The organism is Nocardioides sp. YR527, from assembly GCF_900101045.1.
GTDB lineage: Bacteria > Actinomycetota > Actinomycetes > Propionibacteriales > Nocardioidaceae > Nocardioides.
The window spans coordinates 462,014-489,007 of the sequence record NZ_FNFN01000005.1 but is presented as its reverse complement, the minus strand read 5'-3'; the positions used below and the strand labels follow the sequence as shown (position 1 = coordinate 489,007).

Annotated in this window: 29 protein-coding genes and 1 pseudogene; 14 read left to right on the top strand and 16 right to left on the bottom strand. The window is 70.3% G+C overall.

The features are described from left to right. Positions 1-26 precede the first annotated feature (26 nt). Complete coding sequence (locus tag BLT25_RS17890; protein ID WP_091048644.1) at positions 27-1,412, top strand: GntP family permease; 1,386 nt, start codon at positions 27-29, stop codon at positions 1,410-1,412. A gap of 103 nt (positions 1,413-1,515) precedes the next feature. Here the strand turns inward: BLT25_RS17890 and BLT25_RS17885 are convergent, their stop codons facing one another. Genes BLT25_RS17885 through BLT25_RS17870 form a run of 4 tightly spaced genes read right to left on the bottom strand, consistent with a single transcriptional unit; the run spans position 1,516 to position 4,084 of the window. Continuing rightward, on the bottom strand, positions 1,516-1,995 hold the full coding sequence (locus BLT25_RS17885) for an SRPBCC family protein (protein WP_091048641.1): 480 nt from the start codon (positions 1,993-1,995) through the stop codon (positions 1,516-1,518). Further along, a complete protein-coding gene (locus BLT25_RS17880; protein WP_091048640.1) occupies positions 1,992-2,309 on the bottom strand; it encodes an ArsR/SmtB family transcription factor in 318 nt (105 codons plus the stop codon). The genes BLT25_RS17885 and BLT25_RS17880 overlap by 4 nt, the downstream gene beginning before the upstream one ends. Before the next feature lie 42 nt (positions 2,310-2,351). Further along, positions 2,352-3,596: a deoxyguanosinetriphosphate triphosphohydrolase gene (locus BLT25_RS17875; RefSeq protein ID WP_091048637.1), complete on the bottom strand. Its 1,245-nt coding sequence runs from the start codon at positions 3,594-3,596 to the stop codon at positions 2,352-2,354. Positions 3,597-3,622: 26 nt separating this feature from the next. Next, on the bottom strand, positions 3,623-4,084 hold the full coding sequence (locus BLT25_RS17870) for an Rrf2 family transcriptional regulator (RefSeq protein ID WP_091048634.1): 462 nt from the start codon (positions 4,082-4,084) through the stop codon (positions 3,623-3,625). An 80-nt stretch (positions 4,085-4,164) separates the two neighbouring features. Between BLT25_RS17870 and BLT25_RS17865 the strand changes: the two genes are divergently transcribed. Together BLT25_RS17865 and BLT25_RS17860 are read left to right on the top strand one after the other, a co-directional pair. Beyond that, on the top strand, positions 4,165-5,007 hold the full coding sequence (locus tag BLT25_RS17865; protein WP_091048632.1) for an SDR family oxidoreductase: 843 nt from the start codon (positions 4,165-4,167) through the stop codon (positions 5,005-5,007). A gap of 125 nt (positions 5,008-5,132) precedes the next feature. Next, on the top strand, positions 5,133-5,357 hold the full coding sequence (locus BLT25_RS17860; RefSeq protein WP_091048630.1) for a hypothetical protein: 225 nt from the start codon (positions 5,133-5,135) through the stop codon (positions 5,355-5,357). Positions 5,358-5,468: 111 nt separating this feature from the next. Here the strand turns inward: BLT25_RS17860 and BLT25_RS17855 are convergent, their stop codons facing one another. The 5 genes from BLT25_RS17855 to BLT25_RS17835 form a co-directional block, all read right to left on the bottom strand. Beyond that, positions 5,469-6,458: a VldE C-terminal domain-containing protein gene (locus tag BLT25_RS17855; RefSeq protein ID WP_256328653.1), complete on the bottom strand. Its 990-nt coding sequence runs from the start codon at positions 6,456-6,458 to the stop codon at positions 5,469-5,471. A 288-nt stretch (positions 6,459-6,746) separates the two neighbouring features. Then, complete coding sequence (locus tag BLT25_RS17850; RefSeq protein WP_256328652.1) at positions 6,747-7,469, bottom strand: VldE C-terminal domain-containing protein; 723 nt, start codon at positions 7,467-7,469, stop codon at positions 6,747-6,749. Positions 7,470-7,884: 415 nt separating this feature from the next. Beyond that, complete coding sequence (gene dusB, locus BLT25_RS17845) at positions 7,885-9,021, bottom strand: tRNA dihydrouridine synthase DusB (RefSeq protein WP_091048623.1); 1,137 nt, start codon at positions 9,019-9,021, stop codon at positions 7,885-7,887. 39 nt (positions 9,022-9,060) lie between these two features. Further along, the gene (locus BLT25_RS17840; RefSeq protein ID WP_091048621.1) at positions 9,061-9,744 is read right to left on the bottom strand and encodes a hypothetical protein; all 684 of its coding nucleotides are present in this window, start codon (positions 9,742-9,744) and stop codon (positions 9,061-9,063) included. 80 nt (positions 9,745-9,824) lie between these two features. Further along, positions 9,825-11,225, bottom strand: coding sequence for a glycine--tRNA ligase (locus BLT25_RS17835; RefSeq protein WP_091048619.1), 1,401 nt, complete (start codon positions 11,223-11,225; stop codon positions 9,825-9,827). Positions 11,226-11,384: 159 nt separating this feature from the next. On the opposite strand from BLT25_RS17835, the gene BLT25_RS17830 reads away from it, so the two are divergent. Together BLT25_RS17830 and BLT25_RS17825 are read left to right on the top strand one after the other, a co-directional pair. Beyond that, the gene (locus BLT25_RS17830) at positions 11,385-12,254 is read left to right on the top strand and encodes an SCO6745 family protein (protein WP_218131395.1); all 870 of its coding nucleotides are present in this window, start codon (positions 11,385-11,387) and stop codon (positions 12,252-12,254) included. Next, a complete protein-coding gene (locus tag BLT25_RS17825) occupies positions 12,251-12,577 on the top strand; it encodes a hypothetical protein (protein ID WP_091048615.1) in 327 nt (108 codons plus the stop codon). The genes BLT25_RS17830 and BLT25_RS17825 overlap by 4 nt, the downstream gene beginning before the upstream one ends. A gap of 7 nt (positions 12,578-12,584) precedes the next feature. Here the strand turns inward: BLT25_RS17825 and BLT25_RS17820 are convergent, their stop codons facing one another. Further along, a complete protein-coding gene (locus BLT25_RS17820) occupies positions 12,585-13,238 on the bottom strand; it encodes an HAD family hydrolase (RefSeq protein WP_091048612.1) in 654 nt (217 codons plus the stop codon). A 115-nt stretch (positions 13,239-13,353) separates the two neighbouring features. Further along, positions 13,354-14,103, bottom strand: a complete 750-nt coding sequence (uppS, locus tag BLT25_RS17815; protein WP_176884001.1) for a polyprenyl diphosphate synthase — start codon at positions 14,101-14,103, stop codon at positions 13,354-13,356. A gap of 122 nt (positions 14,104-14,225) precedes the next feature. Between uppS and BLT25_RS17810 the strand changes: the two genes are divergently transcribed. Then, positions 14,226-15,050 carry an aldo/keto reductase gene (locus tag BLT25_RS17810; RefSeq protein WP_091048608.1) on the top strand — a complete coding sequence of 275 codons (825 nt, stop codon included), beginning with the start codon at positions 14,226-14,228 and terminating at the stop codon, positions 15,048-15,050. A gap of 84 nt (positions 15,051-15,134) precedes the next feature. On the opposite strand, the gene BLT25_RS17805 is transcribed toward BLT25_RS17810, so the two are convergent. The 3 genes from BLT25_RS17805 to BLT25_RS17795 all read right to left on the bottom strand — a co-directional run bounded on the left by BLT25_RS17805 (position 15,135) and on the right by BLT25_RS17795 (position 17,479). Continuing rightward, positions 15,135-15,680 (bottom strand): GrpB family protein, encoded by a 546-nt coding sequence (locus BLT25_RS17805; protein ID WP_091048606.1) that lies wholly within the window; start codon positions 15,678-15,680, stop codon positions 15,135-15,137. Positions 15,681-15,705: 25 nt separating this feature from the next. Beyond that, complete coding sequence (locus BLT25_RS17800; RefSeq protein WP_143033784.1) at positions 15,706-16,176, bottom strand: hypothetical protein; 471 nt, start codon at positions 16,174-16,176, stop codon at positions 15,706-15,708. A 67-nt stretch (positions 16,177-16,243) separates the two neighbouring features. Next, positions 16,244-17,479, bottom strand: coding sequence for an alpha/beta fold hydrolase (locus BLT25_RS17795; RefSeq protein ID WP_091048602.1), 1,236 nt, complete (start codon positions 17,477-17,479; stop codon positions 16,244-16,246). Positions 17,480-17,599: 120 nt separating this feature from the next. Here BLT25_RS17795 and bioB point away from each other — a divergent pair, with 120 nt between their 5' ends. The 8 genes from bioB to BLT25_RS17755 all read left to right on the top strand — a co-directional run bounded on the left by bioB (position 17,600) and on the right by BLT25_RS17755 (position 25,115). Next, positions 17,600-18,775 (top strand): biotin synthase BioB, encoded by a 1,176-nt coding sequence (bioB, locus tag BLT25_RS17790; protein ID WP_091048600.1) that lies wholly within the window; start codon positions 17,600-17,602, stop codon positions 18,773-18,775. After that, a complete protein-coding gene (locus tag BLT25_RS17785; RefSeq protein ID WP_091048597.1) occupies positions 18,756-20,057 on the top strand; it encodes an adenosylmethionine--8-amino-7-oxononanoate transaminase in 1,302 nt (433 codons plus the stop codon). Before bioB ends, BLT25_RS17785 begins: the two co-directional genes overlap by 20 nt. A 1-nt stretch (position 20,058) precedes the next feature. After that, positions 20,059-21,177 carry an 8-amino-7-oxononanoate synthase gene (locus BLT25_RS17780; protein WP_091048595.1) on the top strand — a complete coding sequence of 373 codons (1,119 nt, stop codon included), beginning with the start codon at positions 20,059-20,061 and terminating at the stop codon, positions 21,175-21,177. A gap of 115 nt (positions 21,178-21,292) precedes the next feature. Then, complete coding sequence (gene bioD / locus BLT25_RS17775) at positions 21,293-21,940, top strand: dethiobiotin synthase (protein WP_091048594.1); 648 nt, start codon at positions 21,293-21,295, stop codon at positions 21,938-21,940. Between the two features lie 11 nt (positions 21,941-21,951). Continuing rightward, positions 21,952-22,908: a metal ABC transporter substrate-binding protein gene (locus tag BLT25_RS17770; RefSeq protein ID WP_091048873.1), complete on the top strand. Its 957-nt coding sequence runs from the start codon at positions 21,952-21,954 to the stop codon at positions 22,906-22,908. A 38-nt stretch (positions 22,909-22,946) separates the two neighbouring features. Continuing rightward, a complete protein-coding gene (locus BLT25_RS17765; protein ID WP_256328651.1) occupies positions 22,947-23,717 on the top strand; it encodes a metal ABC transporter ATP-binding protein in 771 nt (256 codons plus the stop codon). Continuing rightward, entirely contained in the window at positions 23,717-24,736 is a 1,020-nt protein-coding gene (locus tag BLT25_RS17760) for a metal ABC transporter permease (RefSeq protein WP_091048590.1), read from the top strand. The genes BLT25_RS17765 and BLT25_RS17760 overlap by 1 nt, the downstream gene beginning before the upstream one ends. Continuing rightward, positions 24,723-25,115: a Fur family transcriptional regulator gene (locus tag BLT25_RS17755; protein ID WP_091048587.1), complete on the top strand. Its 393-nt coding sequence runs from the start codon at positions 24,723-24,725 to the stop codon at positions 25,113-25,115. Before BLT25_RS17760 ends, BLT25_RS17755 begins: the two co-directional genes overlap by 14 nt. A gap of 127 nt (positions 25,116-25,242) precedes the next feature. Here the strand turns inward: BLT25_RS17755 and BLT25_RS17750 are convergent, their stop codons facing one another. Together BLT25_RS17750 and BLT25_RS17745 are read right to left on the bottom strand one after the other, a co-directional pair. Further along, positions 25,243-26,031, bottom strand: coding sequence for an isoprenyl transferase (locus tag BLT25_RS17750; RefSeq protein WP_218131394.1), 789 nt, complete (start codon positions 26,029-26,031; stop codon positions 25,243-25,245). Between the two features lie 139 nt (positions 26,032-26,170). Continuing rightward, positions 26,171-26,980 (bottom strand): annotated as a pseudogene (locus BLT25_RS17745) (YibE/F family protein); the annotation flags it as partial. Between the last annotated feature and the right edge of the window lie 14 nt (positions 26,981-26,994).

Sequence of the window (26,994 nt, the reverse complement as noted above, 5' to 3'; positions counted from 1 at the left end):
ATCACATCGCCGTTAGGGTGACCGCCATGGAACCGCTGGCACCCGCTCACCCCACCTGGGTGATGCTCCTGATCGCCGCTGTCGCGGTCGCCGTCCTCCTCGTCCTGATCGCCAAGGTCAAGCTGCACCCCTTCATCTCGCTGGTGCTGGTCAGCGCGGTCACCGCGGTCGCGGCCGGCATCCCGGTCGCCGACGTACCCGCGGCGATGCTGGCAGGCTTCAGCGCCACGATCGGCTCGGTGGCGCTGCTGGTGGCGTTCGGCGTGATGCTCGGACGGCTGCTGGAGGTGACCGGCGGCGCGCAGGTGCTCGCCGACACGCTCATCGGCGCGTTCGGCGAGAAGCGCGCACCGCTCGCGCTCGGCGTCGCCGCGCTGATCTTCGGGTTCCCGATCTTCTTCGATGCCGGCCTGGTCGTCTTCCTGCCGATCATCTTCGCGGTCGCTCGCCGCTTCGGCGGCTCGATCCTCATCTACGCCCTGCCCACCGCCGGCAGCTTCGCGGCGATGCACGCGGTCGTGCCGCCCCACCCGGGCCCGGTCGCCGCGGCCACGGAGCTCGGCGGCGACATCGGTCTCACCCTCCTGATCGGCGTGCCGGTCGCCGTCCTGGCCTGGTACCCCGGCGCCTACCTCGTCGGCACCAGGCTCGGCGCCCGCTACAACCCGGAGCCGGCCAACATCTTCGCGAACGATGATGCGGACGCCTCGGAGAGCGGGGCCGCTCCCCCGCCGTTCGCCACCGTCGTGCTGCTGCTGGCTCTGCCCCTCGTCCTGATCGGCCTCAACACGATCGTCAGCACGCTGATCGCCGCCGGGACGGTCAGCGAGGACGCCACCTGGGCCAGCGCAATGATCCTCATCGGCCAGACCCCGATCGCGCTGTTGATCACCGTGCTCGTCGCGATCTTCGTGCTCTCCCCCGGCCGGTTCCCCATCGGCCGGGCGAGCGACATCCTCGACAAGGCGCTCGGCCCGATCTGCGCGATCATCCTGATCACCGGCGCCGGCGGGATGTTCGGCGGCGTGCTGCGCATCAGCGGTATCGGGGAGGCGCTGTCCACCTCGCTCTCCGGGCTCGGGCTCTCGCTCATCGTGCAGGCGTTCCTGATCTCGACCCTGCTCCGGGTCGCCCAGGGCTCCGCGACCGTCGCCCTGACCACCACCGCCGGCCTGATCTCCACCCAGGTCGCTGCCGCGGGCCTGGGCAACTTCGACATCGCCCTGCTCGTCTTCGCCATCGCTGCCGGCGCGACCGTCCTCTCGCACGTCAACGACTCCGGGTTCTGGCTGGTCAGCCGCTTCTTCGGGATGGACGTCATCACCACCCTGAAGACCTGGACGGTCCTGGAGACCACCCTCGGCCTCTCGGTCTTCGTGATCGCCTCGGCGCTCTGGATCGTCGTTCCCTAGCCCTGTGGACGGGCTTGCTGCACCCTGCTCTCCAGCGTCGCCAGACCCGGCCCGGCGAGATCCTTCCGCTCGGCCGTCGCGAGCGCGGTGCGGTCCACCCCGATCACGCCTGCGCGAGATCCCGGAAGCGCTCCAGGTAGATCCCCCAGGCATCCGCTCCGGCCGCCTGGTCACGCCAGCCCTGCCACCCGGCGCCGTGCCGGTCGAGATGCCGGTGCTCGAGGCGTACGCGGGTCTTCTCCGCGCCCACCGAGGTGAAGGTGAACTCGACCTCGCTGCACCGCGCCGGATCGGGCTCGAGCCGGAAGTCGGGGGTGATGTCCCAGGAGATCACCAGCCGGTGGGGCGGATCGGCGGCGAGGACGCGCGCCCACTGACAGGTGCTGCCGTCGACGCCTCGGTCGTAGACGCGGCCGCCCACGTGAGGCTCCAGCACCGTCTCGGCGATCTCGACGGGAAGCAGGTTGTGCTCGCGCGGCTTGATCCGGTCGAAGTCCTCGGTGAACACCTTGAAGGCGTGCTCGACCGGTACGTCGACGGTGATCTCCAGGTCTACGGAGGTCTTTTCGCGGGTGGTGCTCATGGCTGCTCCTTCGCTGCCCGGTAGCTGTCCTCAGCCACCTGCTTGAACGATTGCAACGCCTGGGCCCAGTAGGTCTCCAGCTCGGCGCGCAGCTCGGCCAGGCCCTCGAGCCGGGCCTGGTAGATCCGGCGCCGGCCGGCCGGGGTCATCGACACCAGCCCGGCCTCGCGCAGGATCTTGAGGTGCTGGGACACCGCCGCCATGCTCACCGGCAGGGCATCGGTGATCTCCCCCACCGAGCACGGCCCGGCGGCCACCCGGGCCAGGATCTGGCGACGGGTGGAGTCGGAGACGGCGTACCAGGCATCAGTCACGACATTTAAGGTAGCGCTTAAATGTCGCGCCCACAAGGGTGCTCAGGCGCGCCGGCAGAGCCGTTCGTGCCAGGCCAGCGCGGTGATGTCGGTCAGCGAGGCGACCTGGTCGATCACGACGCGGAGCCGGGCGGAGTCGTCGGCCGCGGCGTGCCAGTCGTCGGCGAACTGCCGGTCGAGATCGTCCGGCCCGGTGGAGACGAGGTGCTCGAGAAGCTCGCCGAGCAGGTTGCGCTGGCGGTCCATCTTCACGGCCCGCTCGTCGGTGCGCATCACATAGTGCGCCGCGATCCCCTTCAGCAGCGCGATCTCCAGGCGGGTCTGCTCGGGCACCACCAGGTCAGCGCCGTAGCGGACGTAGGGACCGCCGCCGGCGGCGTACGTCGCCTCCCGCACCGCCCCGCAGAACCGGCCGATGACGTCGGAGGTCAGGTTCTTGAGCATGGCCCGGGACCGACGAGAGGCGTCGTACGCGGCGCCCTCGGGAACCCAGCAGCCGGCGGCACTCAGGTCGGCGATGGTCGAGACCGCGAGCGCGCGGTCGAAGCCCGGGACGTACCAGTCGGCCACGGTCGCGGCGACGCCGTCGAGGTCGAGGCGGGCGAGGTCGATCTTGCCGGCGACGATGCCGTCCTCGACGTCATGGACGGAGTAGGCGACGTCGTCGGAGAGGTCCATGATCTGCGCCTCGACGCACTGCCGCTGTCCGGCGTCGGTGGCGCGCAGCCAGGTGAAGACGGGCAGGTCGTCCTCGTAGACCCCGAACTTCGCGCCCTTCCGCTCACCGAAGCCCCACGGGTACTTCGTGCAGGCGTCCAGCGTCGCCCGGGTCAGGTTGAGCCCGACCGAGCGCCCGGCGGCGTCGAAGGTCTTCGCCTCGAGCCGGGTCAGGATCCGCAGCGTCTGGGCGTTGCCCTCGAACCCACCGATGCCCTTCGCCTGCTCGGCGAGCACGTTCTCGCCGTTGTGCCCGAACGGCGGGTGCCCGAGGTCGTGCGCGAGGGCCGCGGTCTCGGCGATGTCGGGCTGCGGCGAGTCCGGCCCGTTCAGGGCACGAGACAGGTCCCGCGCGACCTGGGCGACCTCGAGCGAGTGGGTCAGCCGGTTGCGTACGAAGTCGTCGGCCTGCGGCCCCACGACCTGGGTCTTGGCCGCCAGCCGACGGGTCGAGGCGGCATGCACCACGCGGGCGCGGTCACGCTCGAACTGGGTACGCTCCGGCGCGGCCACCCGCTTGGGCGGCTCGGCGACGATCCGCTCGCGGTCGGCGGCCCCATATAGCTCCACAGCCGAGAGGCTATCGCTGCCCGAACTCAGGGCAGAAGCCCGGCGTAGTCCGCCGGGTCGAAACCGGACTCGTCGAGCACGTCGCTGAGCGAGATGCCCTCGAGCTCGGCCAGGACGGCCTTGGCGACGCGGCGGTCGAGGTCGGTCAGGACCCCCTGGATGCTGGCCCCGACGGGGCAGGCGGGGTTGGGCCCGTGGATGCCGAGGACCGGGTCGTCCCCCTGCAGCACCTGCCACACCTGGGCGAGGTTGACCGTCCCGGGCTCCGCGTCCAGCTCCCATCCCCCGTGGGCGCCAGGACGCGATCGGACCAGGCCCGCCGTGCGGAGCGGCCCGAGGACCTTGCGTACGTGGACGGGGTTGACGTCGGTGCTGCCAGCGAGCTCATCAGAGCTGACCGGGGTCGTGCGGCCTACCGCAGCGCTCGAGGCGAGGTAGGTCAGGACATGCACGGCCACCGCGAAACGGGTGTTCGTCGGCGTGGCCATGCTCCTATCTTGCCTTATTGCCATCGCTATGACTACATTTAAAGAACCGTCATCGCTGTGACTACAGATAGGGACTCTCCATGACCATCGCCATCACCGGCGCCTCCGGGCAGCTCGGTCGCCTCGTCGCCGACCAGCTCCTCACCACCGTCGACCCCGCCGAGCTCGTCCTCCTCACCCGCGACCCGGCCAAGCTCGCCGACTACGCCGAGCGTGGCGCCGACGTCCGCGCCGCCGACTTCGGCAAGCCCGAGGAGCTCGTCGACGCCTTCGCCGGCGTCGAGCGCCTGCTGCTCATCTCGACCGACGTCGTCGGCGCCCGGGTCGAGGGCCATCGGGCTGCCATCGACGCCGCCGTCAAGGCGGGCGTGCGCCACGTCGCCTACACCTCGGTGCCCGAGCCGACCGCGGACAACCCCGCCGACGTCGTCCCCGACCATGCCGCCACCGAGGACGCGCTGCGCGAGAGCGGCCTGGCCTGGACCATGCTGCGCAACAACCTCTACGCCGACATGCAGGTCGACTCCGTCGCCCAGGCCGCCGCGACCGGGCAGCTGGTCACCAACATCGGCGACGGCGGCGCGGCCTACGTCACCCGTGCCGACTGCGCGGCCGTCGCCGCCGGGGTCCTGACGGGCGAGGGACACGAGGGCAAGGCGTACGACGTGACCGGCCCGCACGCCTACACCGCCGCCGATCTGGCCGAGCTCGCCACCCAGAAGTCCGCCAAGCCGGTCGAGGTCGTCCGGGTCGACGACGAGGCCTACACCGCCGGCCTGGTCTCCGCCGGGCTCCCGGACTTCATCGCCCCGCTGCTCACCTCGTTCGGCACCGCGACCCGGCTCGGCAAGCTCGCCACCGTCACCGACGTCGTCGAGCAGGTCGGCGGCCGCAAGCCGACGCCGCTGAGCGCGCTGGTCTGATCTCGCCTTGGCGACTCGGCGTAGATTTGGGGTGACTGACCGGGGATGAGGCTCCATTCGGACACCTCTTGTGCCGGTCGAGAGGCGGACATCATGTCGACGTCGCGAGAGATCGGCCTGTGACCATGGCCGGCATCGTCCTTCGCGTACGGCTCATCGGCGGTGACAGCTTGGACGTCATCTACGACGACGCCGAGACGTCGAGTGAGGCCGAGACGATCGACCACCTCGCCGCCGTGCTGTCGAGCGATACCGGGGTCATCCGCTGCAGGCACGGCGAGCGGCTGCTGCTGTTGTACGCGCGCGGGGTCTCCACCGTCGAAGTCGCGCCACGAGGCGCGGTCCTCTGAGCCGCAGGCCCTACCGAGTCGGCTCGAACTGACCCAAACCCCCGCCGAGTCGGCGCGTCCTGACGCGCCGACTCGGCGGCGTACTCGGTCAGGACGAGCCGACTCGGCGATTCAGTTGACGGCCACGTGCACGTGGTCGTAGTGGTTGGCCGTGGGGTCGCCGCGATCCTCCATGGCACGCCAGCCCTCGTCGGCTCGGACCGGGGTCCAGATGCGTTGGTACCAGATGATGTCGTAGATGTTCAGCGCCGCGGCGTGCTCCTGGACGAAGGCAGCGATGGCGTCGCCGAGCTCCTTGTCGTCGGTCATGAAGTCGAGCGCCTTGCCGTCGATGTGCTCGCCGTGCGGGTCGTAGCCGTAGGTCGTGCCGGAGGCGACCGCAGGGAACGCGTTGCAGACGGCGCGGTAGAGGTCGACCGCGTCGGAGACGAGGCCGTCCTCGACCGAGGAGTCACCGCAGGCGGAGAAGTCCAGTCCCGCCGGGGCGTCCTCGGACGGCGTCGGGGAAGGCGTCGGGGTCGGCGTGGGAGTGGGCTCGGGCGGAGGTTCGGGCTTGGTCTTGCCGAGGTTGCCCTCGGGGATCCACACCGGGTTGCCCTCCAGGACGATCTCCTGACGGCCACCCTCGTCGCGGCCGGTGTAGTAGACCGCGCGCCCGAGCTTCAGCTCGCCGAGCTCCTTGGCACGCTTCCCGTAGGAGGCGTAGACGGTGACGTCGTCCTGGACGTAGCGCAGCACCGCCTTCTGCGCACCGCCGCTGACCGACGTCGGCCGCTCGATCAGCGACTCGATGGTCGCGACCTCGCTCAGCGCGCTGGTCGCCGCATCTCCCCCACGCTCGCCGCTGCGGCTGACCGTCGTCTCCCGGCCGGTGACCTCGCGACGGTCGCTCGACATCCGGGTGTCCTCCGGGGTCGTCGGCAGCGCCGGGACCTTCGCAGTCGCCTTGACCTCGGCCTCGATGCGCCGATCGACCGGCGACGGCAACCGGAGGCCGGACTTCTCCTCCACCTCGGAGATGACGACGCCGGGGTTCGCCGCGGCCGCACCGGCGGCTATCGCACCGCTGGTCGCGAACGTGACGATCCCGGCGGTCGCCACGGCATTCTTTGTTCTACGGACAGCTCGATAATCGCCTCTGTGGCTGGTGGCCACTGTGCAATCCTTCGCTCGACAACGTGGGGGTATCGCCCGAGAACACCCTTCGCCACGTCCGCTGAAGCTGGGTCGTGAGCCCGGGCACAGCGCCTGAGTCAACCACACACCTGCGGGGGTATCCCACTGTGATCCGGAGACTTTGCGAAGTTGTTGATCGTCCGGGCCACCCAAAAACGCAGGTCGGCCCGGGCTTCGAGAGCCCGGGCCGACCTGTTGTCGAGGCCAGTCGCGTCAGTTGGTCGAGACGTGGACGTGGTCGTAGTGGTTGGCGGTGGTGGACCCGCGGTCCTCCATATAGCGCCAGCCCTCCGAGGCACGCACCGGCGTCCAGATCCGCTGATACCAGATGATGTCGTAGAGGTTGAGCTCCGCGGCGTGCTGCTGCAGGTAGGCGGCGATCGAGTCGCCGAGCGCCTTGTCACCGGTCATGAAGTCGAGCGCCTTGCCCGAGGTGTGCTCACCATGGGCGTCCCAGCCGCCGACGGTCATCGAGGCGACCTCCGGGAAGGCGTTGCAGACCGCGCGGTAGACGGTGACCGCGTCGGCGACCAAGCCGCTCTCGACCGAGGAATCACCACAGGCGGCACCGCTGACGCCAGCCGCGACACCGGTGGTCTCGGGCTTCTCGTCGCTGAGGTTGCCGGTGGTCACCCAGGCGACCTCGCCATCGACGATGATCTCGTCGCGGCCGGACTCGGTGCGACCGGTCGCGTAGACCAGCTCGCCGGCCTCGACCTCGCCGTTCTGGGCTGCGTGCTTGCCGTAGGCGGACCAGAGGTTGAGCGTCTCCTCGGTCCAGCGCTTGACCGCCTTGGCGGTGCCGGTCTCGACCTGCTCGGGGCCCTTGGTCAGCTCCTCGACCGAGGAGACCGACTCGCGGTCGCCTCCGTCACGGCTGACGACGGTCTCGCGACGGTCCCCGGCGACGCGCGCGTCGTCACGGGTGCTCGGCACGTTGGCCTTGGTCGAGGAGAGGGAAGCGCCTGCGTTCTTGGCGATCAGGGTGGTTGGCTCCGCGAATGCGGCTCCGGCGCCGACTGCGACGCCTGTCGCGAGAACCGCGACCCCTGCGCTGGCAACTATTGATTTGGTCTTACGGACGGCCCGAGTGTCGCCTCTGTGGCTGCCGGCCACACGCAATCCTTTGCTCGACTACATGGTCTGTGCCCGAGTTTTCCCACGGTTTCAACGGATGAAACCCGTCGAGGGTTGTGCTGGTGGGGGCTCGGCACGGCAATGAGTACAGCACACACGACAGGGGGTATTCCAATTCCCTTACCGAGTTTTTGCGTAGTTTTGTACCTGTCGAGCGACTGATTCCGAAGCCTCGAAACGGCCCTCGAGACCCGTCAGAACGAGCCCCGGCACCTCAGCCGCCGGAGGTCTCCGACACGTTCTCCGCGAACCCGCAGCCACGCCCGTCGGCGTCGTCGAGCCACCCCTCCGGAAGGACGACCTTGTCGCGCGGCGCACCCTGGCGCCCACGCGGTGCACCCAGCTGTGACGAGGGGAAAGGCTCGTTCCGGTCGAGCTTGGCGAGCATCTCGTCGAGGTCATGGAGGCTGTTCACCAGGCCGAGGGTCCGACGCAGCTCACCACCGGCGCCGAAGCCCTTGAGGTACCACGCGATGTGCTTGCGGATCTCCTTGCAACCGCGCTCCTCGCCCATGTGCTCGCAGAGCAGCTCGGCGTGGCGCCGCATGATGTCGGTCACTTCGCCCAGATTCGGCAGGACGTTGACCGTCTCACCGGCAAAAGCGGCGACCAGGTCCCGGAAGAGCCAGGGGCGACCCAGGCAGCCGCGGCCGATGACGACACCGTCGACGCCGGTCTCCTCGACCATCCTGATCGCGTCGGCCGCCTCCCAGATGTCGCCGTTGCCGAGCACCGGGATGTCGACCGAGGCCTTGAGCTCGGCGATGGCGTCCCAGTCGGCGGTGCCGGAGTAGGCCTGGGCGACCGTACGTCCGTGCAGCGCGATCGCGGCGGCGCCGCTCTCCTGGGCGATCCGGCCGGCGTCCATGTAGGTCAGGTGGGCGTCGTCGATGCCCTTGCGGGTCTTCATCGTCACCGGTACGTCGTAGGGCTCCGCCGCGCGGACGGCGTTCTCCAGGATCTCGCCGAGCAGACCGCGCTTGTAGGGCAGCGCTCCCCCGCCGCCCTTGCGGGTCACCTTGGGCACCGGGCAGCCGAAGTTGAGGTCGACGTGCGCCACCCCGTAGTCGGCGCAGAGGATCTCGGTCGCCTTGCCGACATAGACCGGGTCGGTGCCGTAGAGCTGCACGCTGCGTACGGTCTCGGCCTCGTCAAAGACGAGCATGTCCTTGGTGTGCTGGTCACCCTCGACCAGGCCGCGCGAGGTGATCATCTCGCAGACGTAGAGACCCGCACCCTGCTCGGCGCACAGGCGCCGGAAGGCGGCGTTGGTGACGCCCGCCATCGGCGCGAGCACCACAGGGGTGTCGACGGTCAGGCTGCCGAGCTTGAGGGGGCCGGGAAGGGACATGCCTTCCATTGTCCGGCCAACCCCGAAGCGTACGAAATTCTAGGAGGTCGGCGAGGCGGAGGGAGAGCCGGAGGGCTTGGGCGGTGCGTACGGCGTCGGGTCGCTCTCCCAGGTGATCGGGTCGAACTCCTCGTAGGGCCGGAAGCTCACGCCGACGAGCTTGCCCTGGTCGGGGACGAGCATGACCAGGCAGGTCTTGACGCTCGTGCCGGGCGCGAACGGCTTGGGGAACGTCTTGCCGTCGCAGGGCTTGAACGGCTCCTTGAACGCGGCCGCCTCGACCAGGTTGCCCTCGCCGTCGAGGCCCCACAGCGGAGCGTCGTAGCCACCGAGATCGGTCTTGCCGTCGTTCTTGATGGTGGCGCGTACGAAGTAGGGAGCGCGCGACAGCGTCGCCTCGTCGAGCTTCCAACCGGAGAAGGTCTGCTTGAAGGAGGTCGACTCGAGCTTGTCGACGGTGATCGAGAGCTTGCCGTCGACGCCGTCCTTGGGCGCCCACTCGACGGTCGCGGTCTCACCCAGCCTGCGGTCGGCACCGGGCTCGGTGAGCGCGCCGGCGGAGGGCGAGGCAGACGCGGACGGCGAAGCGGAGGTCGAGGCCGATGCGCTCTCTGACGGCTTGGGCGCGTTCGTCCTCGGCGCGGTGCCACTGCACCCCATCAGTGACATGGCGATGACCGCACCCGTGACGGATGCGGCGAGTACGGACCCCGCTCGTTGCATGGGGACATCCTGCCGCACGCTTCTCGAGATCGTGCGGCAGGACGCCCCCTGCAAGGTTTACGACGCGGTAACGGTGTGGCTCAGGCGCCGATCAGACGCTCGGCGAAGTAGCGGCTCACGCCCTCGAGCGGGATGCGCTCCTGCTTCATCGTGTCGCGCTCGCGGATGGTGACCGCGTTGTCCTCGAGGGTGTCGAAGTCGACGGTGACGCAGTACGGCGTACCGATCTCGTCCTGGCGGCGGTAGCGCTTGCCGATCGACTGGGAGTCGTCGAAGTCGACGGCCCAGTTGGCGCGCAGCTCGGCCGAGAGCGCCTTCGCCTTCGGGCTGAGTGCCTCGTTGCGGGAGAGCGGGAGCACGGCGATCTTGACCGGCGCGACCCGGTGGTCGAGACGGAGCACGACCCGCTTGTCGACACCGCCCTTGGCGTTGGGGGCCTCCTCCTCGGCGTACGCGTCGACGAGGAAGGTCATCAGCGCGCGGGTCAGACCGGCCGCGGGCTCGATGACGTAGGGCAGGTAGCGCTCGTTGTTGGCCTGGTCGAAGTACTGCAGGTCCTGGCCCGAGTGCTTCATGTGGGTGCCGAGGTCGAAGTCGGTGCGGTTGGCGACGCCCTCGAGCTCACCCCACTCGCTACCGGGGAAGTTGAACCGGTACTCGATGTCGACGGTGCGCTTGGAGTAGTGGCTCAGCTTCTCCTGGGCGTGCTCGTAGTGGCGCAGGTTGTCGGGGTTGATGCCGAGGTCGGTGTACCACCGGGTGCGCTCGTCGATCCAGTACTGGTGCCACTCCTCGTCCTCACCCGGCTTGACGAAGAACTCCATCTCCATCTGCTCGAACTCACGGGTGCGGAAGATGAAGTTGCCCGGGGTGATCTCGTTGCGGAAGCTCTTGCCGGTCTGCGCGATGCCGAACGGGGGCTTCTGGCGGGTGCTGGTGACCACGTTGGCGAAGTTGACGAAGATGCCCTGCGCGGTCTCGGGACGCAGGTAGTGCAGGCCCGACTCGTCCTCGAGGACACCGAGGTGGGTCTTGAGCATGCCGGAGAACTCGCGCGGCTCGGTCCAGGCGCCACGGGTGCCGCAGTTCGGGCAGGCGACGACCTCGTTGATGACGACGGTGTCGGGGTCCTCGATGCCCTTCTTCTCCGCGTACTCCTCCTGGAGGTGGTCGAAGCGGTAGCGCTTGTGGCAGCTCTGGCACTCGACCAGCGGGTCGTTGAAGGTCTCCACGTGACCCGAGGCGACCCAGGTCTGGCGCGGCAGGATGATGCTCGAGTCGAGACCGACGACGTCGTCGCGCTGCTGGACCATCGCCTTCCACCACTGGCGCTTGATGTTCTCCTTGAGCTCGACGCCGAGGGGGCCGTAGTCCCAGGCACTCCGGGTGCCGCCGTAGATCTCGCCGCTGGGGAAGACGAACCCGCGCCGCTTGGCGAGGGAGACGACGAGGTCAAGGGTGGATGCTGGCGGCTTTGCCACGATGAATGCTCTCTGCTCGGATGCGAGCCCGGCCGGCTGCCGGGCCTCGACGTTTTCGGGGGTACGGAAATCGTATCCGCCATGTCATCTTGTTATGCAGTCCGCCCGCCGTGCCAAATCGCTCGGCCTCTGGGTCGCGGGCCGATAACGTCGCTGGGCATGGAGCCGAACGCGCGTCGCCTGTGGAAGCTGCTCGAGCCGATCCATGCGGTGGGTTACTTCTCACCCGAGCCGATCGCCCTGCTCAAGGAGACCGGCTACCGCGGCTACTGGATGGGCTACTTCGCCGCCCGGTCGGCTCCGCTGGGGGCGGTCCCCGCGGAGGTCGTGCACGCGGTCTTCTACAACTTCGCCTTCTCGCACGTCTCCCGAGCGCTTCCGGACGCCTGGACGTTCGCACCACCCGAGGCCGCGCACGACGCCCGGCGCTCCGGTGCCGTCGCCGCACTCCGCCGCCACCTCGGCGACCTCGCCGACTCCGAGGATCTGGCCCGGGCGGCCTCGCTCGCCTCGCGAGCCGCGCTCGGCGCCCCGATGGAGGGCCGGGCCCTCTACGCCGCGCTGCGCTCGCTCCCCGCCGCCGACGACCCCCTGACCCTTCTGTGGGACGCGGCGACGCTGCTGCGGGAGCACCGTGGCGACGGCCACGTCGCCACCCTCCTCGCCGCCGGTATCGGCGGCCGCGAGTCGCACGTCTTCCACGCCGTCGCCACGGGCGCCTCGCCCTCGGTCTACGCCACCTCCCGCAACATCCACGAGACCGAGTGGGACTCCCTCGTCTCCGGTCTGCGCTCCCGCGGGCTCGTCACCGACGACGGCGGTTCGCTCACCGACGCCGGCCGGGAGACCAAGGCCGGGATCGAGTCGACGACCGATGCGCTTGCCGCCACGGCGTACGCCGTGCTGGAGCCGGACGAGATCGACGAGCTCATCACGCTGTTGCGGCCGCTGACCAAGGCCGTCGTCGCCTCCGGCGAGATCCCCGGCCAGTCGCCGATGGGCCTGAATCTCGACGAGCTCGAGCGATGAGCGATCTCGACCCCCGCCTCCGGCCCATCCTCGACCTCGCCGAGGACGCGGCGGTGCGACCCGGGACCGAGGCCGGCCTGGAGACCCTCCGGGAGATCTTCGCCGAGGCGGCGATGCTGCTCGATCTCGGCAACGTCCTCGACGAGCTCGACCCTCACGACTCCGAGGCCGTGGTCACCGGCCTGTGTGCCGACCTGCTCGCCGACGACCCCGCCGCCAGCATCCGCGCACACGCCGAGGCCGCCCTGGCCGACAGCTCGCTGCACGACCCCGAGGGGGCCGCGGTCGCCTACCGGATGGCGGCCTACGCCCTTCGGCTCTGACTGCACCTCACCAGCGCAGGTCGTGGAGCGTCCCGATCCGGGGCGTGGCTTCGGGATGGGCGTCGTGCCGATCGAGGAGCACGGCGTCGAGTCCGGCCTCGATCGGACCGAGTACGTCATGGGCGAGGCTGTTGCCGACCATCAGCGCCTCACCGGGAGCGATGCCGGCGCGCTCGCAGGTGAGCCGGTAGGCCCGCGGGTCGGGCTTGCTCGCCGGCAGCGTCGAGGTGGAGACGAGCAGATCGATCTCCGCGGCCAAGCCCGTCAGGTCGAGCTTGAGGCGCTGGTGCGTGTCGTCGCCGTTGGTGAGGACGACCGTTCGGAGCCCGGCTTCGCGCACCCTGCGTAGCGTCGGCACGGCATCGTCGAAGGCGGCCCACTGCGCCTCGTACCTCGCCAGATACCCGGCGAACAGCGCATCGGCCTCCCGATCGTCCACCTCGATCCCGAGGAACTCGCGGGTCCGCGCCCGCCGCTGCTCCTGGAAACTGATCTCGCGACGCTGGTAGCGCTGGTAGTGCGGCCCGGAGACCGCCTCCCACCGTGCCCCGACATCTCCGGTGATCCCGTGCTCGGCCGCCCACCCGACCACCGCCGTCCGCGCCGCCCCAGCTTGGTCCACCAGCGTGTCGTCGAGGTCGAAGATGATCGCGCTCGCCACACGCCAACTCTGCCAGAACCGTGCATCTGCGGGGTTCTGGCTTCACAGCGGCAGCCTGGGCTCTCCACTTCCCCGCACATGCGCGGTTGTTGCATCCGGCTCGCTCTGAGCGGGACTACCGGACTGCCGACCGTCGTTCGGCGTAGCGGCTCAGGGCCTCGGCGAAATCCGTCTCGGTGAAATCCGGCCAGAGCTTCTCACTGACGACGATCTCGGCGTTCGAGGTCTGCCAGGGGAAGAAGCCGGAGAGGCGCTGCTCGCCGCTGGTGCGGATGACGAGGTCGATCTCCTTGACCGGGCCACCGGGCAGCGCCGCGGTGATGGTCTGCTCGTCGATGTCGGTGGCGCCCGCGGCGATCGCACGGCGGATACCTTCGACGATGTCGCCGTGCGGGTCGTAGCCGATCGCCATCGTCAGGTGGGCAGGCCGGTCGGCGGTCTCCTGCTCGGCCGCGCGCAGGGCATCGGCGGCGGCCGTGGGCAGCAGGGAGAGGTCGCCGGAGACGTGGAGGGCCCAGCGTTCGCTGCGTACGACGGTCTGCGGGAGCTTGTCGGCCAGGATGCCGAACAGGTGGTCGACCTGCGACCTCGGTCGCTTCCGGATGTTGTCGGCGGAGAGGACGTACGAGGTGAGGTGGTCGATCCTCCAGCTCGTGCACCAGCCCAGCAGGTCCTCGACATGGTCGGCACCTACGTCATGGCCGGCACCCGGGTTCGCGAAACCTGCCTTCTTCGCCCAGCGCCGGTTGCCGTCCATCACGACACCGACATGGATCGGCAGCATCAGCGGCTCGGGTCGTTGAGGGAGAGGGATCTGGCGGCGCTCGGTGTCGGTCAGGTCGTAGGGGGTCACCTCGATGCTCACGACCGGGAGTCTGGCAGGTCGCCCGGTCGGCGCGACGGCCATCGCACCGGCTTCTAGGATCTCGGCATGAGCCGGCTCGCGACCACCTCCCCTCTCCAGCTCGGCCGACAGGGGTCGGTGCCATGCGTCTGCGCGACACCGAGTCCGGCGATCCGGACCGGGACCCGTTCCGGGTCGTGAACACGGCCCTGGACGAGGGGGTCGTGATGATCGACACGGCCGAGCTGTACGGCAACGAGGAGCTCGTCGGCCGCACGATCGCCGGCCGACGCGACGACGTGGTGCTGGCCAGCAAGTTCGGTGTCGTACTGACCGACAGCAACCCCGAGGGCTTCGAGGTCCACGCGGACGCGGAGAACGTTCGGCGGTCGTGCGAGGCCAGCCTCCGTCGCCTCGGGACCGACCGGATCGACCTCTACTACCTGCACCACCGCAGCGAGACGGTCCCCATCGAGGAGACCGTCGGCGCGATGGCAGACCTCGTACGGCAGGGAAAGATCGGCGCGATAGGACTCTCCAACGTCACCGCCGATGATCTCCGACGCGCCCATGCCGTCCACCCGGTGGCCGCGCTCCAGGAACACTGGTCGTTGGCCGAGCGCACGGTCGAACGTGACCTCGTGCCGGCCGCCGCCGAGCTGGGCGTCACGCTCGTCGCCCACTCGCCTACGTCGCACGGTGTGCTGCACGGTGCCGCGGACGACGCGGCCCCGGCCGACGAGAAGCAGGTGGTTCTCCGCGAGATCGCCACGACGCACGGCGTGTCGGCAGGTCAGCTCGCGATCGCGTGGGTCCACAGCCGAGGGCCTCTGCACGGCCTCGACGTGGTGCCGTTGCCCGGGACGACGCGCGCGAGCCACGTTCGTGCGAACGTGGCTGCCCAGGAGATCGTCCTCGGTCCCGAGGAACTGCGGCGACTGACGGCGGCGTGGTCACCTACCGCCTGACCGCAGCGGAGTCCGGGCGCGCTCGAACTGCTCACCGCCGACCCGGCCGCCAGCAGCCGCGCCGGAAGCATCAGCGCCGGAAGATCAGCGGCTGGGGTCGTTGAGGGAGAGGATCCGGCGGCGCTCGGCGTCGGTCAGGTCGGAGGCGGCGAGGACCTTCTGGAGGACGTCGGACTTGCGGGCGATGTAGGTGTCGATGTCCATCGACGGTTCGGCGGCCAGCGCCAGCTTCACCGCTGCGTACTCGTCGCGAAGGTCGTCACGCTGGCGCAGGACGTCGCGGACGGCGAGATGGTTACGTACGTTCAACGTCCCCGCGGCACAGACGTAGACGTGTCGTCTGGGGTCCTCATCGGGAGCGAAGAACGCCTCTCGGCCGGCGACGCCGAGGTCGCCCCGGTGGACATAGCCGACACGTACGAGCGCCGCGACTGCAGCGGAGACGTCCTCCGGCGCGACGATCACGTCGATGTCGAGGATGGGCTTGGCGGCGAGACCCGGGACCGAGGTCGAACCGACGTGCTCGACGCTCGCCGCCGGGCCCTCAGCCAGCGCTCCGCTCAGCGCCGCGGCGACCTTCTCGAACCGGTCCTGCCACGACGGGTCGTACGTCACTACCTCGATGCTCACAGGAACCAGAGTCTCTCAGGTCGGCTCAGGCTTCGGCAGCACGAGGGCTAGTCCGAAGGCGAAGCCCGGCGACCATCCCGGCCAGGGCGTCGGAGAGCGCGAGGACGAGTGCCGCAGGGGTCGCGGCGACGACCAGGACCGCGGCGGTGACCCCAGGGTTCCCGGACAGGTCGAAGAGCAGCCAGGCCAGCCAGGTGGCTCCGGCGGTGAGGAACACCAGGACCGCGGAGCCGGCCAGGACTCCTTTGAGGCCACCGACCACACGGGCAGCGAGCGCCGCGGGGGCCGCGATGGCCACGCAGAGCGCTCCGACGGCAGCCCCGAGAAGTACGATCACCGGCCCCGCGAGCGGTCCGCCCATCCCTTGGTCGCCGGTCGCTGATGCGACCAGAAGGCCGAGGTAGACCAACCCTGCGAGCACCGGGTAGGCGAGTCCGACGAGCACCATGGTGACGACGAAGGAGGCGGCTCGAACGGCGGTCACGGGCAGACTCATGCGCCTCATGATGCCCGGCACCGCCGCGCGCTGCCGCGGATGTTGGCCCTTCGTTGACGAACCGTCGTCACACGCGCCCTCGGACCATGCCGATGAGGCGGTCCAGGACCTCCTCGGGAGCGACCTGGACGCCGTTGTGGAGGTGGGCGTTGGTGATCCACGGGCGGAGGGTGGGGACCAGGTCGGCGGTGGCGAGGGAGTGCTCGCGCAGGACGTAGGGGTCGTCGTAGTAGACCGCCGCGGCGCACGGGACGTCGACCGACGCCAGCACCGACGGGTCGTAGAGGGCCGGCCACTCCCGCTCGGCGAGCAGGTCCGCCGTCTCGGCGAACGGCGCCAGCAGCGGGTCCTCGCTCAGGTGCCACGGGAAGAGGTGCTCGGCGGTGAAGAGGGTCGGGTCCTCGTACGCCGCGGGCTGGACGCGCGCGGAGGCCCAGCGGGTGGCCTGGGCATCGGCGTAGCAGGCCTCGTGGACGAGTACGTAGAGGGGCGAGTGGCCGCTGAAGGGCAGCAGCGAGGCGACCTCGTGACCGAAGCCGAGCCCGGCCGGGTCGCGCTCGAGGAGGTAGTGGATCCGCTCGGAGCCGCCGGTCATCCCGAGCTGGCTGCCGATGCAGCGCGCCTGGCGGGCCGAGAGCGGGCCGCCGTGCGGGAGGCGGATCTCACCGGCGTCGCAGCGCTCGACCAGTGCCCGCATCCGGTCGCGGTCGCCGGGGAACCGCGAGTAGTGGCGCTCGGTGAGCTCGATGGTGCGGGTGAAGGTCGCGGCGTAGACCTCGTCGACGGGCAACCCGACCGGCGGCACTCCCCCGGTGAAGAGCACCTCGCGCAGCGACTCGGGGTGGGTGGAGAGGTAGCGCAGCGAGCAGAAACCTCCGAAGGACTGGCCCAGGAGCGACCAGCGCTCGATGCCCAGGGATGCGCGGAGGAGCTCGGCGTCCTCGACGATCGAGTCGGCGCGGAAGTGGGCCAGATGGTCGGCCTGCTCCTGCGGGCTCCTCCCGGTCATCGCGGTGAGCGGCGTCGACCGCCCGGTGCCGCGCTGGTCCAGGAGGATCACTCGGTAATCCTGGAGCGCCCGCTCGAGCCAGCCCGGCGCCATCGGGAGGTCGATCGGGCGCGGGCTCTCCCCGCCCGGGCCGCCCTGGAGGAAGAGCAGCGCGTCTCGGTCGTCGCGATCGCCCGGGCGGCGCACCTCGCGGGCGAAGACGGTCAGCGTCTCCGGCCCGCCGCCGCGATGATCGAGCGGCACCTCGATCTCGTGCTCGATCAGGACCAGTCCGGGGATCGTCTCGATACGCACGAGCCGATCCTAATGCCGCTCGGATGGACCGCGGCGTTGCGATACGGGCCGACAGAACCTAACCTGAACACCGTTCACCTGAACGTCGTTCAGTTCTGCCATCGCCGAGGAGCGCACCACATGACGACATCCTTCGACCAGCTCGCCGACCGGATCCTGTCCGGCGGGGCCGCGACCGCCGAGGACGCAGTGGCCGTGCTGCGTACGCCCGACGCGGAGCTGATGAGCGTCGTCGCCGCGGCGGGGCGACTGCGGCGCGAGCACTTCGGCAACACCGTGAAGGTGAACTACCTGGTCAACCTGAAGTCGGGGCTGTGCCCGGAGAACTGCAACTACTGCAGCCAGGCGCTCGGTTCGCAGGCGCCGGTCCTGAAGTACTCCTGGCTCTCCAAGGACGAGACCCTCGAGCAGGCCGGCGCCGGACTCCGTGGCGGCGCCACCCGCGTCTGCATGGTCTCCTCGGGCCGCGGTCCCTCCGAGCGCGACATCGACAAGGTCGTCGAGATGACCTCCGCGCTGAAGGACGCACACGAGGGCGTCGAGGTCTGCGCCTGTCTCGGGCTGCTCAAGGGCGGCCAGGCCGAGCGGCTCAAGGCCGCCGGGGTGGATGCGTACAACCACAACATCAACACCGCCGAGTCCAACCACGACAACATCGTCCAGACCCACACCTACGAGGACCGCGTCGACACGATCGGCAAGGCCAAGGACGCCGGCCTCTCGCCGTGCTCCGGCCTCATCGCAGGCCTGGGCGAGACCGACGAGCAGCTCGTCGAGGCACTCTTCGCCCTGAAGGAGCTCGACGCCGACTCGATCCCGGTGAACTTCCTGATGCCGTTCGACGGGACGCCGTACGAGAACACCTGGGAGCTCTCCCCCACCCGGTGCGTGAAGATCCTGGCGATGGCACGGTTCGTCTGCCCGGACAAGGAGATCCGGATCGCGGGCGGGCGCGAGATGCACCTGCGCTCGCTGCAGGCCACCGCGCTGCAGGTCGCCAACTCGATCTTCCTCGGCGATTACCTGACCTCCGAGGGGCAGGACGCGCTGGCCGACCTGGAGATGCTGCGCGACAACGGTTTCGTCATCCTCGGGATGGACGAGAGCGGGTTCGACGACCTCATCGAGGAGCACCGCACCAAGGCTGCCGGTCGCGTCGCGAGCGGTGGCTGCGGCAGCACCTGTGGCGACAGCTGCGGCTCTGCCTCCGGCGGGGCCTGCGGTGGCCACGACGAGCAGGACGGCCCGGTGATCCGACGTCGCGGGGCGGGAACAGATGTCGCTGCCAACGCTTGAGCAGGGCCTGAGCGCAGATCTGCTCGCCTTCGACCGCGAGCACCTCTGGCACCCCTACACCTCGATGACCGACCCCGCGCCGGTGCGGCTCGTCACCGGTGCCGAGGGCGTACGTCTCCACCTCGACGACGGCGGTGAGCGCCTCGAGGTCGTCGACGCGATGTCGTCGTGGTGGTCGGCGGTCCACGGCTATCGGGTGCCCGAGCTGGACGCCGCGCTCGCCGAGCAGGCCGGCCGGATGGCACACGTCATGTTCGGCGGACTGACCCACGCGCCGGCGATCGACCTCGCCCGGCGGCTCGTGGAGATCACCCCCGACCCGCTGCAGCACGTCTTCCTCGCCGACTCGGGGTCGGTGAGCGTCGAGGTGGCGATCAAGATGGCGCTGCAGAGCCAGCGCGGCCGCGGGCGGCCGGAGCGGACCCGGCTGCTGACCGTGCGCGGCGGCTACCACGGCGACACGTTCGGGTGCATGAGCACCTGTGACCCGGTCGGCGGGATGCACTCGATGTTCACCGAGGTGCTCACCCCGCAGGTCTTCGCCGAGCGTCCGCCCGCACCCGGCGGGGACGTGGAGGCCTGGGCCCAGGGCGTACGCCGGGTCGTCGAGGCCCACGCACATGAGCTCGCCGGGATCATCCTCGAGCCGCGGCTCCAGGGCGCGGGCGGGATGTGGGTCTACGACGACCGCTGCCTGGTCGCGCTCCGGGAGATCGCCGACGAGCACGGGCTGGTGCTGATCTTCGACGAGATCGCCACAGGGTTGGGGCGCACCGGCGATCTGTTCGTGTCCTCGCAGGTCACGCCGGACATCCTCTGCATCGGCAAGGCGCTGACCGGCGGCTACATGACCCTGGCCGCCGTGCTGACCACCTCCGAGGTCGCGCACGCGATCTCCCGGAGCGAGTCGGGCGTGCTCATGCACGGGCCCACCTTCATGGGCAACCCGCTCGCCTGCGCGGTGGCGCTGGCCTCGCTCGACCTGCTGGCCGGCCGAGGCTGGGAGCGGGACGTCGCCCGGGTCTCCGGCGCACTCTCGGCCGGCCTCTCTCCTCTCGCCGGCGCGCCGGGCGTCAGCGACGTCCGCGTCCTCGGCGCGATCGGCGTGGTCCAGCTCGACCACCCCGTCGATGTCGCGAAGGCCACCGACGCCGCACTGCGCGAGGGCGTCTGGATCCGGCCGTTCCGCGACCTGATCTACACGATGCCTCCCTACGTCACCGACGAGGCCGACCTCGCCCGCATCTGCCGGGCCGTCGGCGCGGCCGCGGAGGTGGCCTGAGATGGGCTGGCAGACCTGGCTCGACGAGGCGGCCAAGGCGCGGGAGGAGGCCGGGCTGACCCGGCGGCTGCGCCCACGCGGACCCGACGACGACGTCGTCGACCTGGCCGGGAACGACTACCTGGGCCTGTCCGGCCACCCGGACGTACGCCGCGCCGCGGCCGAGGCCGCCCTGCTCTGGGGCGGCGGCGCGGGTGCATCGCGGCTGGTCACGGGCACCTTGACCCTGCACGGCGAGCTGGAGACCGAGCTCGCCGACTGGCTCGGTCAGCCGGGCGCGCTGACGTTCTCGACCGGCTACCACGCCAACCTCGCGGTCGTCGGCGCCCTGGCCGATCGGACCGCCCATGTCGTCTCGGACGCACACATCCATGCCTCGCTGATCGACGCGGTGCGGCTCTCCCGGGCCCAGCTCACCGTCGTCCCGCACAACAACGTGACCGCGGTGCACGCGGCCCTGGCCGCCCGGCCGGGCGTACGCACCCTGGTGCTCGCCGAGTCGGTCTACTCCGTGCTAGGCGACGAGGCACCGCTCGCCGAGCTGGCCGAGGTGTGCGCGGCGTTCGGCGCCCTGCTGATCGTCGACGAGGCGCACGGCGTCGGCGTGCACGGGCCGGGTCTCGTCCACCGCCACGGCCTCGCCGGGCGGCCCGACGTGCTCGTCACCGCGACGCTCTCCAAGAGCCTGGGCAGCCAGGGCGGAGCAGTGCTGGGGCCGCGAGCGGTCCTCGACCAGTTGGTCAACACCGCCCGCCCGTTCATCTTCGACACCGGCCTGGCCCCGGCCTCCACCGCCGCGGCACTGGCCGCGGCGCGGGTCGCGCGCGCCCGCCCGGACCTCGCCGCCGCCATCAGGACCCGCGTGACCGAGCTGGCCCGGACTCTCCGGATCCCGGTGCCGGCCGGCGCGGTGCTGTCGGTGCCGATGCCCTCCCCCGAGGCGGCGGTCTTCGCACAGGCGTCCCTGCTCGGCGAGGGCGTACGCGTCGGCTGCTTCCGCCCGCCGTCGGTCCCTGACGGCATCTCCCGGCTGCGGGTCACGGCCGGGGCGGGTGTCACCGACGAGGAGTGGGAGCGGGCCGCCAAGGCCATCGACACGATCGTGGGTGAGATCCGGTGAGCGAGCGGCCGAATGTTCACCGAGGTAACTCGGTCAGCGCTCACTTCCTTCGCGGAACTCCACGAAGGAAGTGCACCGACACCGAGGTAACTCGGTCAGCATCCCGAGGCATGGCATGACCGGCCGGGTGGTGATCGTCACCGGCACGAACACGGGCGTCGGCAAGACCGTGGCGACGGCGACGCTGGCCGCCCGGGCGCGTACGAACGGGGAGAAGGTCACCGTCGTGAAGCCGGTGCAGACCGGCACCGCCGAGGGCGACTGCGACGCCGAGGAGATCCACCGTCTGACCGGGATCGAGGTCCACGAGCTGACCCGGCTCGAGGAGCCGCTCGCACCCGACACCGCCGCCCGGCGGGCCGGGGTCTCGATCCCACCAGTCACTGCGTACGCTCCGACGATCTCAGCCCTGACCAGGGACCACGACCTCGTCCTGGTCGAGGGCGCAGGTGGGCTGCTGGTGCGGCTGGACACCGACGGCGGCACGCTCCTGGACCTGGCCGACGCGCTCCTCGTCGGCGGCACCCCCACCTCCTTCGTCGTCGTCACCGCGGCCGGCCTGGGCACCCTCAACCACACCGAGCTGACCGTGGCCGCGCTGCGCGCTCGTGGCCACGAGCCAGACGGGCTGATCATCGGCTCCTGGCCCGGCGATCCGGGCCTCGCCGAGCGGTGCAACCGCATCGACCTCCCCCGCGTGACCGGCGTACCCCTGCTGTTCGGCATCCCGGAAGGAATTGACAACCATTCTCAACTAGCCTGAGAATGGTTCTCATGACCCCCACTACCCGCTCCGTCGGCCTCCTTGCCGTCGGCGCACTCCTGCTCACCTCCGGCTGTGCCGCCCTTTCCGACGACTCCGGTTCCTCCGGATCAGACTCGGGGAAGGTCCAGGTCGCAGCCGCGTTCTACCCGCTGGAGTTCGTCGCGGAGCGAGTAGCGGGGGACCTCGCCGAGGTCACTCCCCTGACCAAGCCGGGCGTCGAGCCGCACGACCTCGAGCTCAGCATCAACCAGACCGCAGCGCTGCAGAGTGCCGACCTGATCCTCACCGAGCACGGCTTCCAGCCGGCCGTCGACGACGCGGTCGAGCAGGACGTCAAGGGCGAGGTCGTCGACGTCGAGAAGGTCGTCGAGCTCCGCAAGGCCGAGGACGGCCACGAGGAGGAGCACGCCGAGGGCGAGGAAGCCGAGGACGAGCACGCCCACGGCGAGTCCGACCCGCACTTCTGGCACGACCCGCTGCTGATGGCGCAGTACGCCGAGAGCGTCCGCGACGCTCTGGTCGAGGCCGACCCCGACAACGCCGAGACCTACGAGGCCAACGCGAAGTCGCTCACCGAGGACCTGACGAAGGTCGACGAGGAGTTCAAGGCCGGTCTGGCGCAGTGCAAGATCAAGGACGTCGTCGTCTCCCACGACGCCTTCGGCTACCTGGACAAGTACGGCCTGGAGTTCGAGTCGATCGCCGGCCTGACCCCCGACGCCGAGCCCAACCCGGCCCAGCTCGCCGAGATCGGCGAGCACGCCGAGGAGCACGGCGTGACCACGATCTTCTCCGAGCGTCTGGTCAGCACCGCGCTCGCCGACACCCTTGCCGACGACCTCGGCCTGAAGACCGCCGTGCTCGACCCGATCGAGGGCCTCTCGGCAGACACCGAGGGAGAGGACTACCTTTCCCTCATGCGCCAGAACCTCGACGCCCTGAAGGCGGCCAACGGTTGTCAGTGAAACCCAACGGGAACAGCACCGTTCCCTCCGATGTCCCCGTGCAGCTCCTGCACGGGGATGTCGCCCTGTCCGGACGCCCCGTCCTGCGCGAGGTGGACCTGACTGTCGAGCGCGGTGAGTTCGTCGCTCTGATGGGCGCCAACGGCTCCGGCAAGTCGACGCTCGTACGCACCCTGGTCGGCCTCAACCCGCTCTCGGCCGGCCGCCTGGAGCTGTTCGGCCGCCCCCTGGCCGGTTTCCACGACTGGTCCCGGGTCGGCTACGTACCGCAGCGAAGCACCGCCACCGGCGGCGTACCCGCCTCGGTCTGGGAGGTCGTCGCCTCCGGCCGGCTCACCCACCGCAAGCTGCTGCGGCCGCTGCGCAGCGCCGACCGGGCCGCGATCCGGGCAGCGCTCGAGGTGGTCGGGATGGATGCGTACGCCCACCGTGGGGTCGCCCAGCTCTCCGGCGGTCAGCACCAGCGGGTGCTGATCGCGCGGGCGCTCGCCGGCCGTCCCGAGCTGCTGCTCCTCGACGAGCCCACCGCCGGCGTCGACCTGCCCAACCAGCACGCGCTGGCCGGGGCTCTCGGCCGGCTCAAGGAAGCGGGCGCCACGATCGTGCTGGTCGCCCACGAGCTCGGGCCGCTGGCCCCGCTGGTCGACCGCGCCGTCGTCATGCGCGACGGGCGCAAGGCCTACGACGGCCCACCCCTCTCCGACGCCGACGTCCACGCCCAGGGCTTCGACGCCGGGCACGTCCACTGCGACGACGCCTCGACCCCCGAGCCCAACGCCGCCGTCCCGACCCCGCTCAAGGAGCTGTGATGACTCTTCTCGAGCTCTTCTCGGTGCCGTTCATGCAGCGGGCCCTGATCGCGGCGTTCCTCGTCGGGATCGCGGCGCCGGCGGTCGGCACCTACATCGTGCAGCGGCGACTGGCGCTGATGGGTGACGGCATCGGTCACGTCGCCGTCACCGGCGTCGCGATCGGCCTGTGGACCCAGACCTCGCCGACCTGGGCCGCGGTGATCGTGGCCATCGCCGGGGCCGTGGTCATCGAGATCGTGCGCGAGCGCGGCCACGCCGAAGGCGACGTCGCCCTGGCGATGCTCTTCTACGGCGGGCTCGCCGGCGGCGTCTTCGTCACCGGGCTCGCCGGCACCGGCGCCTCCCGGCTCCAGGAGTTCCTCTTCGGCTCGATTCTGACGATCTCGGTCGACGACCTGCTCGTGACGATGGCCCTCGCGGTCGTGCTGATCGTGATCTGCGTCGGCCTCTCGCCACAGCTGTTCGCGGTCTCCCAGGATGCCGACTACGCCAAGGTCGCCGGGCTGCCGGTGCGGTTCTACTCCATCCTCGTCGCCGTGCTCGCTGCCCTGAGCGTGGTGATCGCGATGCGCACCGTCGGGCTGCTGCTCGTCTCCGCCCTCATGGTCGTACCTGTCGCGATCGTGCAGCAGCTGACCCGGTCGTTCCGGATGACGCTGCTCGGTGCCATGGGCGCGGGCCTGGCCGCCTCGGTCGGCGGCCTGGTGCTCGCGGCCGCGCTCTCCCGCACCGGCGCCAACGTCCAGCCGGGACCCAGCATCGTGCTGGTCGCCCTGGCCGGGTTCTTCCTCGTCTGGCCGATCGGCGCCTGGCTGCGCCGTCGGCGGGCGCTCGTGGCCCCGTTCCCGGAGACCGCGCCCGTGGAGAAACCGGTCGACGAGGCACACCCGCACCACCACGGCGAGAAGTGCGGCCACGTCGCGGTCGAGCACGGCGACCACGTCGACTACATCCACGACGGGCACCGGCACGCGGCGCACGTCGGCGCCGAGGGAGAGCACTATGACGAGCATTGATCCCCCGAGCTCCCTGCGCCCCACCAAGCAGCGGCTCGCCGTGGCCGAGGCGCTACGGACCTACGACGGCTTCCACTCCGCCCAGGAGATCCACTCCCGTCTCGACGGCACCGTCGGCCTGGCCACCGTCTACCGCACGCTGACCGCGCTGGCTGAGGCCGGCGCGGTCGACGCGATGCGCTCCGAGGACGGCGAGACGATCTACCGCCGCTGCTCCGACACCCACCACCATCACCTGGTCTGCCGTCAGTGCGGCCGCACCGTCGAGGTCGAGGGCCCCGCCGTCGAGCGCTGGACCAAGACCATGGCCGAGGACAACGGCTTCACCGACGTCTCCCACACCCTGGAGATCTTCGGCACCTGCACCGACTGCCGCTGACTCCGCTGGTCGAGCCCGCGAGCGCCAGCGAGCGGTGTCGAGACCAACACGGTCCTATCGAGCGCCGAGGGGACTGTGTTGGTCTCGACACGCCTCCGCCTAGCGGCTCCGGCGGCTCGACCAGCGGCTAGACGGGGTTGGGGAGGGCGCCGCCGTAGCGGCGGTCCCGGGAGGCGTACGTCTCGATGGCGTGCCACAGGTGGCGACGGTCGACGTCGGGCCACAGCACGTCGGTGAAGACGAACTCGGAGTAGGCGGCCTGCCAGAGCATGTAGTTGGACAGCCGCTGCTCGCCGGAGGTGCGCCAGATGAGGTCGGCGTCGGGGAGGTCAGGGACGTAGAGGTAGCGCTCGAAGGTCTTCTCGGTGATCTTCTCCGGACGCAGCTTCCCGGCGCGTACGTCCTCACCCATCCGCCGCACGGCGTCGGTCAGCTCGGCGCGACCGCCGTAGTTGACGCACATCGTCAGCGTGCAGACGGTGTTGTCCTTCGTCATCTCCTCGGCGATCTTGAGCTCGTTGATGACGGACTTCCACAGCCGCGGCGCACGACCGGCCCAACGCACCCGGACCCCGAGCTCGTTCATCTCGTCGCGGCGGCGGCGGATGACGTCGCGGTTGAACCCCATCAGGAACTTCACCTCGTCGGGCGAGCGCGACCAGTTCTCGGTGGAGAACGCGTAGGCCGAGATCGCCTTCACGCCGATCTCGATGGCTCCCTCGACGACGTCGAAGAGCGAGGACTCACCGGCTTCGTGGCCCTTGGTCCGGGGGAGGCCACGGTCCTTGGCCCATCGGCCGTTGCCGTCCATGATGATCGCCACGTGGTGCGGGACGAGGTCCTTGGGGACCGGGGGCGGGGTAGCCCCGGACGGGTGGGGTGTTGGGGTACGGACCGGCTTGCTCACGAGGCCCAACCCTAGTCGGCCGATAGCCAGGAGGCGGCTGCGGCCCGGGCGGCTGCGGCCTGGGCGGGACCATCGCGCGCCGGGGCGCGTCGTACTCCATCTCCTCCGGCCGCCCGGTCGGACCGGGGACGGTCAGCGCGCCGATGATCGTGGTGATCGGCATCGCCAGCACCACCCCGATGCCCGCGGCCATGGTGGCGACGATCTCGCCGGCCATCTGCTCGGTCGTCAGCAGCGAGAGGAAGGTCCGGTCGTAGAGCTGGATCACCAGCAGCAGGGTCAGCGCGCTGCCGACGTAGGCGAACACGATCGTGTAGATCGTCGAGGCGACGTGGTCACGGCCGATCCGCATCGCGCCGCGGAAGACGTCCCAGCGGGACGTGTCCGGGCCGGCGGCGCGCAGCTCCCACACCGCGGAGGCCTGGGTGATGGTGACGTCGTTGAGCGCGCCGAGGCCGGCGATGATCACCGCGGCGACCAGCAGGCTCTGCAGGTCGAGCGCGGCGTCGAGCGAGGAGAGCGTCTGACCGCTCTCCGAGCCCAGTCCGGACAGCCGGCTCGCGCCGATGGCGAAGGTGCCGATCAGCGCGGTCACCGCGACCCCGGCCAGGGTGCCGGCCAGCGCCACCGACGTCCGCACCGAGAACCCGTGGGTGGTGTAGAGCACCACGTAGAGGATCAGCACCGAGGAGACCAGCGCGGTCCACGCCGCGGGCTCGCCGGAGAGCAACGCGGGCAGCAGGAACAGCCATACCACCGCCCCCGCGAACCCCAGGCCGAGCACCGCCATCAGCCCGCGCATCCGCGCGACCGCGACGACACACGCGACGAAGAGGCCGACCAGCAGGACCAGCGGCGGCCCGCGCTTGACGTCGAAGAAGGCGTACGTCGCCTCCCCCTCCTTCTCCGTGCGCGAGAGCTCCACCTCATCACCGGCCTCCAGGCCGGAGCGGGCCATCGGCGTCGAGATCT

Excerpts from the sequence above, each read along its gene's own strand:
- BLT25_RS17890 (WP_091048644.1), top strand. The coding sequence starts at position 27 with ATGGAACCGCTGGCACCCGCTCACCCCACCTGGGTGATGCTCCTGATC.
- BLT25_RS17885 (WP_091048641.1), bottom strand. The coding sequence starts at position 1,995 with ATGAGCACCACCCGCGAAAAGACCTCCGTAGACCTGGAGATCACCGTC.
- BLT25_RS17870 (WP_091048634.1), bottom strand. The coding sequence starts at position 4,084 with ATGGCCACGCCGACGAACACCCGTTTCGCGGTGGCCGTGCATGTCCTG.
- BLT25_RS17865 (WP_091048632.1), top strand. The coding sequence starts at position 4,165 with ATGACCATCGCCATCACCGGCGCCTCCGGGCAGCTCGGTCGCCTCGTC.
- BLT25_RS17860 (WP_091048630.1), top strand. The coding sequence starts at position 5,133 with ATGGCCGGCATCGTCCTTCGCGTACGGCTCATCGGCGGTGACAGCTTG.
- dusB (WP_091048623.1), bottom strand. The coding sequence starts at position 9,021 with ATGTCCCTTCCCGGCCCCCTCAAGCTCGGCAGCCTGACCGTCGACACC.
- BLT25_RS17840 (WP_091048621.1), bottom strand. The coding sequence starts at position 9,744 with ATGCAACGAGCGGGGTCCGTACTCGCCGCATCCGTCACGGGTGCGGTC.
- BLT25_RS17830 (WP_218131395.1), top strand. The coding sequence starts at position 11,385 with ATGGAGCCGAACGCGCGTCGCCTGTGGAAGCTGCTCGAGCCGATCCAT.
- BLT25_RS17825 (WP_091048615.1), top strand. The coding sequence starts at position 12,251 with ATGAGCGATCTCGACCCCCGCCTCCGGCCCATCCTCGACCTCGCCGAG.
- BLT25_RS17810 (WP_091048608.1), top strand. The coding sequence starts at position 14,226 with ATGCGTCTGCGCGACACCGAGTCCGGCGATCCGGACCGGGACCCGTTC.
- BLT25_RS17800 (WP_143033784.1), bottom strand. The coding sequence starts at position 16,176 with ATGAGTCTGCCCGTGACCGCCGTTCGAGCCGCCTCCTTCGTCGTCACC.
- bioB (WP_091048600.1), top strand. The coding sequence starts at position 17,600 with ATGACGACATCCTTCGACCAGCTCGCCGACCGGATCCTGTCCGGCGGG.
- BLT25_RS17785 (WP_091048597.1), top strand. The coding sequence starts at position 18,756 with ATGTCGCTGCCAACGCTTGAGCAGGGCCTGAGCGCAGATCTGCTCGCC.
- BLT25_RS17780 (WP_091048595.1), top strand. The coding sequence starts at position 20,059 with ATGGGCTGGCAGACCTGGCTCGACGAGGCGGCCAAGGCGCGGGAGGAG.
- bioD (WP_091048594.1), top strand. The coding sequence starts at position 21,293 with ATGACCGGCCGGGTGGTGATCGTCACCGGCACGAACACGGGCGTCGGC.
- BLT25_RS17770 (WP_091048873.1), top strand. The coding sequence starts at position 21,952 with ATGACCCCCACTACCCGCTCCGTCGGCCTCCTTGCCGTCGGCGCACTC.
- BLT25_RS17760 (WP_091048590.1), top strand. The coding sequence starts at position 23,717 with ATGACTCTTCTCGAGCTCTTCTCGGTGCCGTTCATGCAGCGGGCCCTG.
- BLT25_RS17755 (WP_091048587.1), top strand. The coding sequence starts at position 24,723 with ATGACGAGCATTGATCCCCCGAGCTCCCTGCGCCCCACCAAGCAGCGG.